The organism is Limosilactobacillus kribbianus (assembly GCF_026413145.1).
Classification (GTDB): domain Bacteria; phylum Bacillota; class Bacilli; order Lactobacillales; family Lactobacillaceae; genus Limosilactobacillus; species Limosilactobacillus kribbianus.
In genome coordinates this window covers 1-12,159 of record NZ_JAOVYZ010000024.1, presented here as the reverse complement: position 1 = coordinate 12,159, position 12,159 = coordinate 1, and the positions used below count along the sequence as shown (strand labels likewise).

Genomic DNA, 12,159 nt, shown 5'->3' with positions numbered 1-12,159 from the left:
AAATCAGATTGGAATTGCGATGATTTTTCTTTATTACCCGGGTTATTTAGCGGTTTAAATGCAACTTGCGCTGACAATCTGGGCAGAGACCATGGACTTCGATCGTGCTGCCGGTTACCAGGTAGCCGGTCTTATTCCGGGTCATGGATTGCAGCTCCTTAGTGATGGAGGAAAAATGCTCATCGAAGACGTCACTAATCTTGCCACAATTGTCGCAGACAACGTGGTAGTGGGGATGACCAAAGTAGTCGTAGTGAGTACTGCCATCACCGTTTTTTAACTCGATGACCAGATTATAGTCGACGAGCAGCTTCAGGGTGTTGTAGACCGTCGCCATACTGATATTTTTGACGTTCCCCTTGAGGTCGTCATAAATCATCTCCACGCTCGGGTGGGTATGGTGGCTGATCAGGTATTCCAGGATTTCTTTTCGCTGGGGTGTTAGCCGCACCTTATTGGACCGGAGGGTAGCGAGTGCCCGGTCAAACTCCGCTTCTGCCATGAACAAGTCTCCTTTCTTATAATAGTTGTAATCTACCGATATTATATCATTTACAATCATGAAGGTAAAATATATAATGTTCCCCAGCTAAACAATAATAATTCTAAAGAAGGCTGAAAAATGGAAAAAAGTATTGATCAAAATGGCCGGTCCTACAGCCGGTTTTGGTTTATTTTCACGTTATTAGTGGGGACCTTTACGATGTCAATCAGCCAATCGTCATTGTCGACGGCCTACCCGACCTTGATGCGAGCCTTTGGTATTTCGGCTTCGACGGTGCAGTGGCTGACGACCGGCTTCATGCTGGTGATGTGCGTCAGCATGCCGATTAGTCCCTGGATGCTGAATAATCTGAACTTTAAGACGATGTTCATGGGGGCGCTGGGGCTCTTTGACCTGGGATCGCTGATGATCATCCTCACCCCGCCCAGCTGGGGCGTGAGCGGTTTTTGGTTCATGATGATTGGTCGGGCACTGGAGGCCTTTGCGGTCGGCGTTCTCTTTCCTTCCTACCAGTCGGTCCTGCTTGAGATTACGCCCAAAGAAAAGCGGGGAACGGTTATGGGGGTCGCCGGGCTGGTAATGGGCTCGGCCCTGGCCTGTGGACCAATCGTCTCTGGAATCGTTTTGAAGTTTTTCACCTGGAAGGGTCTCTTTATCCTCTTCATGGTGGTCATTACCGTGATCATCTTCATGGCGGGCAGCGGCTTGATCCGTGACGTCATGACTCGGCACACCAGCAGCCTCGACTGGCTCTCCGTGATTCTGTCGGTCGGCCTGATCGGGATCATGGACGTGGTCAACCAGGCCGGCAAGCAAAATGTTAACTGGACGTTCAATGGCCTGCTCTTACTGGTCAGCGTCCTTGCGGTGGCGGCCTTCTGTTACCGGCAGCTGCATCTTGACCAGCCACTGTTGGAACTGCGGGTGCTGAAGACCTTTAACTACGATTTGGCAATTCTTTTGACTTCAATTTCCTACATTGCTCTGATCGTAACGACAATTATCTTCCCGTTGTTCTACCAAGGCGTCCTGGGGGTCAGCCCCTTCGTCTCCGGCATGGCCCTGGTCCCCGGGGCAGTGCTGCTCAGCCTCTTAAACCCGCTGACCGGGAGCCTGGCCGATAAGATTGGCTTTAAGCCCACGATGATTGTCGGCATGGTGATGATCATCACCGGCTGGGTCGCCGGATTGTGTCTGCTCGACCGGCGGAGTTTGTTGATCATGATTCTCTGTGCGATGGTGATCGAAGGTGGCAACGCCTTCGTGATGATGCCGGCGGTGACTCTCGGCGCCAATGCCCTACCAAATGACCTGGTTCCTCACGGGACGGCCGTGATCACCACCGTTCGACAGGTACTCGGCTCAGCCGGGGTAGCGGTTTCCACCATCGTTTTGACGACGGGAACTGCCAATGCGCTGCGCCGCGGTAGCACGCACCTGACCGCCGCCCTGCACGGCTATCACCTGGTCTTTAGCATGCTGGTCGTCGTGGAGATAATCGGCCTGATTCTGGCCTTAATGCTCAAAAATGTCCAGAAGAAAAATACGAAATAGTATTTTTCCCGTACTAATTAAGTAGAGGATGCTTTTGAAAGGAAAGGATGGATATCATGGCAGAAAAACGACCAGCCTGGGCCCAAAGTTCCCTGGCAATGCAGGACTACTACGATCACTACTGGGGGTTGCCGGTTCACGACGACCGTTTTCTCTTTGAAATGTTGAGCCTGGAACTTTTCCAGGCGGGCCTGAGCTGGAAAACAATTTGGCTCCGTCGCCTGGCCTTTGAAAAAGCCTTCGCCGACTTTCAAATTGATCAGGTTGCCCAGTTCACTGCGGTCGATGCCCAGCGCCTTCAAGAAGATCAGGCCATTATCCGAAATCGGCGCAAGATTGCGGCCGTCATCAATAATGCCCGGGTCGTCAAGCAACTGCAAGAAGCGGGACAGGATTTCGACAGTTACGTCTGGCAGTTCGTTGATGGCCAGTCCCAGCGCCTGATTCTGGCCCCGGACGAATCGCTGCCGGCCCAGACTGACCTGTCAAAGCGGATGGCAAAGCAAATGAAGAAAGACGGCTTCAAGTTTGTTGGACCAACGACCGTCTATTCGTTTATGACTGCGGTCGGCTTGGTCAACGCTCGGCTTTAGGATCTGAGCATTGATTATTGGTCCGGTCTTATGCTAAGATTGGTCAAGTTATAAAGCAAATTCCCGATAGGATTCACGCTTGCCGTGAAGATGCCTTGTAACCGCAACTACAAAACTGTTGAAAAGTTTCGACTAGAACATGGGGGAATTAAATCAAATGGCAGAAAAACACCTATTTACATCAGAATCAGTCTCCGAAGGCCATCCCGACAAGATTGCCGATCAAATCAGTGACGCAATCTTGGACGCGATGCTGGAAAAGGATCCGGACTCGCGGGTGGCGGTAGAAACATCCGTCACGACCGGCCTGGTCCTGGTTTTCGGTGAAGTTTCCACGAAAGCCTACGTCAACATTCAAAAGGTTGTTCGCAACACGATTCGTAAGATCGGCTATACCGACGGCAAGTACGGCTTCGATGCCGACAACTGTGCCGTCATCACGGCGATCGATGAACAGTCGCCGGACATTGCCCAGGGGGTTGACGATTCCCTGGAAACCCGGGAAGGGGACGCGGATCCGCTCGACCAGATTGGTGCTGGTGACCAGGGGCTCATGTTTGGCTACGCAACCGACGAAACTCCTGAATACATGCCATTGACACTGATGCTCAGCCACAAGCTGATGCGTAAAATTGCGCAATTGCGTAAGGATCACGTGATTCCGTACCTGCGGCCAGATGCTAAGGCGGAGGTTACCGTTGAATACGATGAAAACGATAAGCCACTGCGGGTGGACACGGTTGTCTTGAGTACCCAGCATGATCCTGACGTTTCGCTGGACCAAATTAAAAAAGACGTCAAGGAACAGGTCATCAAGGCCGTCATCCCGGCTAAGTACCTGGATGATCAGACCAAGTACTTTATCAACCCAACCGGCCGTTTCGTTATCGGTGGTCCCCAGGGGGATGCTGGCCTGACCGGGCGGAAGATCATCGTTGATACCTACGGTGGGGCTGCTCACCATGGTGGTGGGGCCTTCTCCGGCAAGGATGCTACCAAGGTTGACCGTTCTGCTTCCTACGCTGCCCGTTACATTGCCAAAAACTTGGTAGCGGCAGGATATGCCAAGAAGCTGGAAATCCAGGTTGCTTACGCCATTGGGGTTGCCGCACCGGTTTCAATTTCGATTGATGACTTTGGCACCGGGATCCGTTCCGAAGCGGAAATGATCGCCGCCGTCCGGAAGATCTTTGATCTGCGTCCGGCTGGGATCATCAAGATGCTGGATTTGAAGCGGCCAATCTACAAGCAGACCGCTGCTTACGGTCACTTTGGCCGGACCGACATCGACCTGCCGTGGGAACACCTGGACAAGGTTGACGAACTAAAGAAGATTTTAGGATAAAGCGCCCGGCCCCTTGCAATTGGGGGCAATGGTTGCTAGAATACTTGGTAAATATTTGATCGTGATAGAACTAGTAGTTGTCGGTACGGTCACCCAGAGATCCTGCGGGGCTGTGAGCAGGAGATCGGCCGATAGCGAACTCGTCTAGCAGATTGCCGCTGAAACCAGTAGGCGGTGACGTTTTCCGCGTTAAGGAGCCAAGGGCCATGGTTAGACCATGGAAAACGGGTGGTACCGCGGATTAAATTTCGTCTCGTAGGAAGGGATTCCTACGGGACTTTTTTATTACGATCAATGAATGGACCTTAGATTTTATACAAAGGAGCGCACAGAATGGCTTACGATCATACTGCGATTGAAAACAAGTGGCAAAAGTTCTGGAAGAAGAACAAGACTTTTAAGGCGGAAATCAAGCCCGACCAAAAGAAATACTATGCCTTAGACATGTTCCCGTACCCGTCCGGTCAGGGACTGCACGTTGGGCACCCCGAAGGTTACACGGCAACCGACGTGATGTCTCGGATGAAGCGGATGCAGGGTTACAACGTCCTGCACCCAATGGGCTGGGACGCCTTTGGTCTGCCGGCGGAGCAATACGCTTTAAAGACTGGTCACAATCCAAAGGGCTTCACGAACCAAAATATCAACCACTTCCGTGACCAGATCCAATCACTAGGCTTCTCCTATGACTGGGACCGGGAAGTCAACACCACCGACCCGAAGTATTACAAGTGGACCCAGTGGATCTTTGAACAGCTTTACAAGAAGGGCCTGGCCTACGAGAGTGAGATCATGATTAACTGGGCACCCGACTTCATGGGTGGAACTGTTGTGGCCAACGAAGAGGTTGAAGACGGTAAGACCAAGCGGGGCGGCTACCCGGTTTACCGCAAGCCGATGAAGCAGTGGGTTTTGAAGATCACCGCCTATGCTGACCGGCTGATTGACGACCTGGACCTGGTCGACTGGCCGGAAAGTGTCAAGGAAATGCAGCGGAACTGGATCGGCCGCTCGGAAGGGGCCGCGGTCTTCTTCCCAGTTGCCGGCAGCGAAGACACCAAGATTGAAGTCTTCACGACCCGGGCTGACACCCTCTTTGGTGCCTCCTACGTCGTTCTGGCACCGGAAAACGACCTGGTTGACCAATTAACCACGCCGGAGCATGCGGCTGCTGTTAAGGCCTACCAGGAAGAAGCGTCGCGGCGTTCCGACCTGGAACGGACGGACTTGAACAAGGACAAGACCGGGGTATTCACCGGTTCCTACGTAATCAACCCGGTTAACGGCGAAAAGCTGCCAATCTGGATCTCCGACTATGTCCTGGCTTCCTACGGGACTGGTGCCGTCATGGCCGTGCCATCCGGTGACCAGCGGGACTACGATTTTGCCAAGAAATTCGACCTGCCGATCAAGCCGATCATCGAAGGGGCCGACCTGTCCGAAGGGGCCTTTGACGGCGACGGCAAGCACATCAACTCCGGCTTTTTAGATGGCCTCAACGTCAAGGATGCCAAGGCGAAGATGATTGACTGGCTGGAAGAACACGATGCCGGTCACAAGAAGGTCAACTACCGTCTGCGGGACTGGATCTTCAGTCGGCAGCGTTACTGGGGTGAACCAATTCCGGTGATCCACTGGGACGACGGAACGACTTCTCTAGTTCCAGAAGACGAACTGCCGTTGAAGCTGCCGGACACCGACAACATTGAACCATCTGGGACCGGTGAAAGCCCACTGGCCAACGTCAAGGACTGGGTCAACGTTTACGACAAGAACGGTCGCCACGGCCTGCGGGAAACCAACACGATGCCACAGTGGGCCGGCTCATCCTGGTACTGGCTGCGTTACACCGATCCGCACAACGACAAGGAATTTGCCTCCAAGAAGGCACTCGACTACTGGTCACCAGTTGATCTCTACGTCGGTGGGGCCGAACACGCCGTTCTCCACCTGCTCTACGCCCGCTTCTGGCACAAGGTGCTTTACGACCTGGGCCTTGTTCCAACCAAGGAACCATTCATGAAGCTGGTCAACCAGGGGATGATCCTGGGTGCCAACCACGAAAAGATGTCCAAGTCCAAGGGCAACGTGGTCAACCCGGACGACATCGTCAACAAGTACGGTGCCGACACCCTGCGGCTCTACGAAATGTTCATGGGACCGCTGACCGAATCCGTGCCGTGGGATGAGGAAGGCCTCCACGGGTCCTACAAGTGGATTCAACGGGTTTGGCGCCTGCTGATGGATGAAAATAACCACCTGCGGGACCGGGTTTCCAACTTCAACGACGGCAAGCTCGACAAAGTATACAACCAAACCGTCAAGAAGGTCACCGAGGACTTCGAGCGGATGCACTTCAACACCGCCATCTCCCAGCTGATGGTCTTCGTCAACGAAGCCTACAAGGCGGAAGACCTGCCGGTAGAATACATGGAAGGCTTCGTCAAGATGATCTCTCCAGTAATGCCACACGTGGCCGAAGAACTGTGGAGCCACTTTGGCATCAGCGACACGATCGCCTACCAGCCGTGGCCGAAGTACGATCCAAAGGCCCTGGTAGAAAACGAGGTTGAGATGATCGTTCAGGTTAACGGTAAGGTTCGGGCCAAGATCAAGATGGCCAAGGATATCAGCCGTGAAGAGGCCCAAAAGCAGGCCCTGGCTAACGAACACGTCCAGAAGTTCACTGACGGCAAGGACGTGAAGAAGATTATCGTGGTGCCAAACAAGATTGTTAACATTGTTGTTAAGTAAAATGAGTCGAAGATGGATTGTGGCGGAAACGTCACTGTCCATCTTCTTTAATTAAGGAGGAATTTGATGGAAATTGTTAGTTACCCGGCTTTCTTTACCCCCAAGGATGACGAAATTCAAGTTGATTTCCCGGATCTGCCTGAGGCCTTCACCCAGGGCAAGACGATGGCTGAGGCGATGGAGTTTGCTAAATTGGGCCTTGCCATTACGATCAACGACAAGCTGGGGCACTTTGAAAAGGCGCCGGTTGCCAGCAAGGTGGCCGACCTGCAGAAAAATTTCCCGGGAAAAGATGTCCGGCTGGTCACCGTCGACCTTGATCAGTACTAAAGAAAGGGCAAAATCCACGAAAACAAATTGCACTGTTTCCGTTGACACGCTAAAATGGTTAAGATTGAATTTTTTAACAATGGATTAGCAAGAAAGTGGGACAGAACTCGCTTGTGAGTTCGTCTTCCCACCCTCGTCGACGCGCAGCTAGCCTATTTGGCAGATGTTGATTCCATCAACGTTCGGACTAGCTTCGCGTCGCAGCCAGCTACCGCGCTGGAGCATTTGTAAACGATATAACAGCAAAGAGGCTAGGTTAGCTCCCAGCCTCCCACTAAACAAATAAAGGTAGGATATTGCAGATCATGAACGATGAACAGACGAATGATTCGCGTCGTGGTGCACCGCAAAACGACGCCCGGGCCAAAATGCTGAGCGGTTCGGCCTGGATGACGGCAGGAAGTATTGCCTCACGGATTCTGGGAGCCCTCTACGTAATTCCATGGGTTACCTGGTTTGGGGCCTATAGTAACGAAGCCAACGCCCTTTTTGCCCAGGGGTACAACATCTACAACCTCTTTTTGGTGGTAGCTACGGCGGGGATTCCGTCCGCCATCTCGAAGCTGGTTGCCCACTATAACGGAATCAACATGTACGGGGTCAGTCGACGGCTCTATCATTCTGGAATGTACGTGGCGATGGCGATGGGGATCATCTGTGCGACGATTATGATGTTTGGTGCTTCTTTGATGGACAACGGTGACCCCAACGTCATCCCGGTTATCCGCTCGCTGGCCTGGGCGGTGCTGATCATTCCGGGGATGGCAATCACCCGGGGCTTTTTGCAGGGCTATAATTGGATGGCTCCGTCGGCAATGTCGCAGTTCGTCGAGCAGCTCTTTCGGATCATCTACATGTTGGCGGCAACCTACTTCATCATGAAGATCCAGCACGGCAGCTGGGTCAGCGCTGTCACCCAGTCGACTTTTGCGGCCTTCATCGGAGCAATCGGGGCGATCATTGTCCTGGCGATGGCCTGGATGAAACATCTGGGCGAGATGAACGGCCTGGTTGCCAACAGTGTCGAGGATCGGGAAGTTTCGACCGGAAGCCTGGTCTTAAAGATCGCCTACCAGTCGATTCCCTTTATCGTAATCGAATCCGGGATCACGCTCTACCAGTTAATTGACCAGTTTACATTCCCGCACATGATGAAGATGGTGGGAAACTTTACCCACTACCAAATCACCGTCCTCTATGCCCTCTTCTCCTTCAACGCTAACAAGCTCTACATGATCGTGATCTCACTGGCTTCGGCCATGGCCGCCACGGTGATCCCGCTGCTGGCCACCGCCCGGGCACAAAACGATCAGGAGGGGATGCGCAAGCAGATTGAAAACGTCTTAATGCTTTTCTACTTCGTGATGATTCCGGCTGCCCTGGGCCTCGCCGCGGTTGCCCAGCAGGTCTATACCGTCTTTTACCGCTACGATCCAGCTGGGGTGACCGTGTTGGAATTTGCCTCCTTCGTGGCGATTCCAATGGGTCTTTACACAGTGGCCGCCGCGATGATGCAGGGAATTTCTGAAAACAAGCGGATGATGAAATTCTTGGCAATTGGCCTGGTGGTCAAACTGATCATTCAGCTACCGTGCATCTGGCTGCTGCAGGGATTGGGACCATTGCTGGCGACCTGCATCTCGATGTTTGTGGTCAACTATCTGATCCTGCACTCGTTCAACATGGAATTTAACATGCACTTTGCCCAGATGGCCCGGCCGACGAACCAGATCCTCTGCTTCTCTTTGATCATGTTCGTCTTCACCAAGCTGGTGATGGTGCTGATTGGTCACTTTGTTAGCCCGTACGGCCGTTTTACTGCCTTCTTCTCCCTGATTCCAGGAGTAGCGGTCGGTGTTGGCGTCTACCTCTACCTGGCGCTTAAATTCCGGCTGGCCGATTCAATCATCGGTGCTCGCTCGGCGGCATTGCGGCGCAAACTGCATATTCGGTAAAATTAAAGAACGTTCTGACTGCCGCGGTGGTGGTCAGAACGTTCTTTTTATTCGTACCAATTACTTTTAGCCTAGAAAGCCGATATGATGGTCGTCTTCAGCCTCAGCCATTTCTTTCATGAAGGCCGGCAGGGCACGACTAATCTGGTGGGGAAGGACGATATATTGATCCTCAGCGATTTTTTCGGCAACAGCGCTATGGGCGTAGACGGCGGCTAGCACGGCTTGGAGTGGGTGCTGGTGAAATTCGGCCGTGAAGCCCCCAACCATTCCGGCCAGGGTGTCACCCATCCCCCCGACGGCCTGGGCCGGGGTACCGATGGTCAGCTGGTAGACCTTGTCTTTCGTGTAGATCTCGGTGTGGTGTTTCTTCAAGACGACGGTGGCGTTGAGTTTTTCTCGGGCTGTCCGGTTAGCCTCCTCGGTCTGGTCGGCAATTTTAATCCCCGAGAGACGCTGCCATTCCATTTCATGGGGCGTGTAAATAATCTTTCCTAGCGGAGCCGTCAGTTTTTCCCGGGCCATCAGGGTAATGGCGGAACCGTCGATTACCACGTTTTGCTCGGCAGTGGTGTGAGCAAAGACGTTTTTAAGAATGTGGAGACTTTGTTCATCATCGCCAAGGCCGGGGCCAACCACGACCGTCGTAGCCGCGGCAACCAAACTGGCGACCTGTTCATCATCCGTGAAGTCCGCAAACATTGCTTCGGGTAGCTGGGAATGTAGGGCACCGGAATTGCTAGCATCAGTACAGGTTGTGACCAGACCGGCGCCGGCGCAAACTGCTGCCGTTGAAGCCATGATGATAGCTCCGCCAAAGTTGCGGTTGCCGCCAACCAGGGTTACCTTACCAAAGGTTCCCTTAAAACTATGTGCGGGCCGTGGCTTGATAACATCGTGCAAAATTTGTTCGGTTAATTCTTCCATATTGACACTTCCTAAATGATTTCAATGTTAAGTACTGCACTTTAATGGTATCATTATTTTAGCTGAATTGAATTGAAATGAATTGGAGGAATTCAAATGACAGATTGGTTAGCGGCCGCTGAGAGCCAAAAGCAAAATTATTTGGAAGATTTAGTGGCCCTGATGAAGATCAAGAGTGTCCGTGATGACAGTGCGGCTACCGATGAATACCCACTGGGTCCCGGTCCGTCCAAAGCACTGGCAGCCTTTTTGGAAATGGCTGAGCAGGATGGCTTTCGGACTAAAAACATTGACAACGTCGTCGGTTACGCCGAATGGGGCGAAGGCGATGAGACCCTGGCAATCCTAGCCCACCTTGACGTGATGCCAGCAGGTAAGGGGTGGGACACCGATCCTTTTGACCCGGTCATCAAGGACGGCAACCTGTACGGCCGGGGTGCCTCCGACGATAAGGGCCCTGGGATGGCGGCTTACTACGCCCTCAAGTACTTAAAGGACCAAGGGGTGGCTTTTAATAAGCGCGTGCGCTTTATCGTTGGGACCGATGAGGAGAGCAACTGGACAGGGATGCACCGCTACTTTGAAGTTGAACCGGCACCGACCCTGGGCTTCTCACCAGACGCCGAATTCCCGGTTATCAACGGTGAAAAGGGCCAGGTTTCACTGAAGCTCAGTGTGCCGACCACCAATGGGACGGATTATGTTCTGAAGAGCTTCCACTCCGGTTTGCGTTTCAACATGGTGCCACGTGAAGCAGTTGCTGAAGTAATTGTTCCGGACGCGGATCAAGTCCAAGCATCCTTTGACCAGTTTGTCGACGAGAATCCAATCCAAGGGAAAGCTGAACCAACGACTGAGGGCTTGAAGCTGACCGTGATCGGGAAGGCGGCTCACGGGATGGAACCAGAGCAGGGGATTAATGCCGGAACCTACCTGGCAACCTTCCTGGACCAGTATGCCTTTGCGGCTGGTGCTAAGAGCTTCATTCACTTCTTGGCCAAGTACCTGCACCTGGATACCCGGATGAAGGGCTTTGATGGTGCTTACACGGATCCGGTCATGGGTAAATTAACCATGAATGCCGGGATTCTTAACTTTGACGCTGAAAACGGCGGTGACATTGACATGAATTTCCGCTTCCCGAAAGGTATTAGTCCGGACGAACTGGAAGCCATTGTCAAGAAGGTGGCAGATCCGTTGGGCATTGCGGTCAAGCAGGGGCCATCCCAGAAACCGCACTACGTTGATCCAAGCGATCCAATTGTCAAAACCCTGATGGATGCCTACATTCACCAAACGGGCGCCAAGGATGCTAAGCCGGAAGTCGTCGGTGGTGGTACTTATGGTCGACTGATGGAACGAGGCGTGGCCTTTGGTGCGCTGATGCCGCAGACGCCAAATACGATGCACCAGGCGAACGAATATCAACCAGTGGCTGACCTAATCCGTTCGATGGCGATTTACATGGAGGCAATTAACAACCTGGTCACGGATTAATCATAATCGCCCAGAAACTAGACAACTTTGTGGTAAAATAGGGTTGTAGCAAGAAGTAGTTTTTGGAGGTGTTTTTATGAGTTATCAAAAGATTTTAGTTGGGATCGATGGGTCCAAACAATCAGACATGGCCTTCAATAAGGCGGTTGAGCTTGCTCTGCAGAATCATGCTCAACTCTTTTTACTGAGCGTGATCAACGGCGAGCGCTATCCAACGACCGGACCGAGCGGCTATGGCTTCGTTGACCACAGCATTTATGAATCTGCTGTTGAAGAAATGAAGAAACGGCTCGGGGCATACCGGACTAAGGCCGAAAACGCCGGCATCGAAAACGTCACTACCGAAGTTTCAATTGGCAATGCCAAACTAGAACTGGCTGAACACTACCCGAGCGAGCACGATATTGACCTGATCGTCATCGGGGCTACGGGGTTAAACGTAGTTGGCCGGTTAATTGTCGGTTCGACCGCATCCTACACGATTCGTGAAGCACCTTGCGACGTGACGGTAGTTAAGACCGACATGAAGAACAAGAAATTAGACATCAAAGAAAACAGTTATCCTGAGATTTAAGTACCCGAAATGTCAAATTAAGTTAGAAAAAAGCTAGTTGCTCATCGGTGACGTGCTTCATGAATACTTCAAGTGGTGTGCGGTAGTTCAATGACTTGCGAGGAATGTTATTCCGACGATGCATC

Annotated in this window: 10 protein-coding genes, 1 pseudogene, 1 riboswitch and 1 other annotated feature; of the genes and pseudogenes, 8 read left to right on the top strand and 3 right to left on the bottom strand. The window is 52.4% G+C overall.

Going from position 1 to position 12,159, the window contains the following annotated elements; genetic code table 11:
- Positions 1–46: 46 nt before the first annotated feature.
- On the bottom strand, positions 47–502 hold the full coding sequence (locus tag OCT58_RS06325; RefSeq protein ID WP_267202036.1) for a Fur family transcriptional regulator: 456 nt from the start codon (positions 500–502) through the stop codon (positions 47–49).
- Between the two features lie 120 nt (positions 503–622).
- Here OCT58_RS06325 and OCT58_RS06320 point away from each other — a divergent pair, with 120 nt between their 5' ends.
- The 6 genes from OCT58_RS06320 to OCT58_RS06295 all read left to right on the top strand — a co-directional run bounded on the left by OCT58_RS06320 (position 623) and on the right by OCT58_RS06295 (position 9,036).
- Positions 623–2,059: an MFS transporter gene (locus OCT58_RS06320; protein ID WP_267202035.1), complete on the top strand. Its 1,437-nt coding sequence runs from the start codon at positions 623–625 to the stop codon at positions 2,057–2,059.
- Between the two features lie 56 nt (positions 2,060–2,115).
- The gene (locus OCT58_RS06315) at positions 2,116–2,652 is read left to right on the top strand and encodes a DNA-3-methyladenine glycosylase I (protein ID WP_267202034.1); all 537 of its coding nucleotides are present in this window, start codon (positions 2,116–2,118) and stop codon (positions 2,650–2,652) included.
- 43 nt (positions 2,653–2,695) lie between these two features.
- A riboswitch (SMK box riboswitch) is annotated at positions 2,696–2,812 on the top strand.
- Complete coding sequence (metK, locus tag OCT58_RS06310) at positions 2,810–3,997, top strand: methionine adenosyltransferase (RefSeq protein WP_267202033.1); 1,188 nt, start codon at positions 2,810–2,812, stop codon at positions 3,995–3,997. Its footprint overlaps the riboswitch before it by 3 nt.
- 49 nt (positions 3,998–4,046) lie before the next feature.
- Positions 4,047–4,256, top strand: a binding site (T-box leader).
- A gap of 74 nt (positions 4,257–4,330) precedes the next feature.
- Positions 4,331–6,751 carry a leucine--tRNA ligase gene (leuS, locus tag OCT58_RS06305; protein ID WP_267202032.1) on the top strand — a complete coding sequence of 807 codons (2,421 nt, stop codon included), beginning with the start codon at positions 4,331–4,333 and terminating at the stop codon, positions 6,749–6,751.
- A gap of 66 nt (positions 6,752–6,817) precedes the next feature.
- The gene (locus OCT58_RS06300) at positions 6,818–7,081 is read left to right on the top strand and encodes a type II toxin-antitoxin system HicB family antitoxin (RefSeq protein ID WP_267202031.1); all 264 of its coding nucleotides are present in this window, start codon (positions 6,818–6,820) and stop codon (positions 7,079–7,081) included.
- A gap of 305 nt (positions 7,082–7,386) precedes the next feature.
- On the top strand, positions 7,387–9,036 hold the full coding sequence (locus OCT58_RS06295; RefSeq protein WP_438361116.1) for a putative polysaccharide biosynthesis protein: 1,650 nt from the start codon (positions 7,387–7,389) through the stop codon (positions 9,034–9,036).
- A 66-nt stretch (positions 9,037–9,102) separates the two neighbouring features.
- Here OCT58_RS06295 and OCT58_RS06290 read toward each other — a convergent pair whose 3' ends face one another.
- Entirely contained in the window at positions 9,103–9,963 is an 861-nt protein-coding gene (locus OCT58_RS06290; protein WP_267202030.1) for an NAD(P)H-hydrate dehydratase, read from the bottom strand.
- 96 nt (positions 9,964–10,059) lie between these two features.
- On the opposite strand from OCT58_RS06290, the gene pepV reads away from it, so the two are divergent.
- Both pepV and OCT58_RS06280 read left to right on the top strand, forming a co-directional pair.
- Positions 10,060–11,460: a dipeptidase PepV gene (pepV, locus tag OCT58_RS06285; RefSeq protein WP_267202029.1), complete on the top strand. Its 1,401-nt coding sequence runs from the start codon at positions 10,060–10,062 to the stop codon at positions 11,458–11,460.
- A 76-nt stretch (positions 11,461–11,536) separates the two neighbouring features.
- Positions 11,537–12,034, top strand: coding sequence for a universal stress protein (locus OCT58_RS06280; RefSeq protein WP_267202028.1), 498 nt, complete (start codon positions 11,537–11,539; stop codon positions 12,032–12,034).
- A gap of 22 nt (positions 12,035–12,056) precedes the next feature.
- Here OCT58_RS06280 and OCT58_RS06275 read toward each other — a convergent pair.
- Positions 12,057–12,159: pseudogene (locus tag OCT58_RS06275) on the bottom strand (IS30 family transposase); the annotation flags it as partial.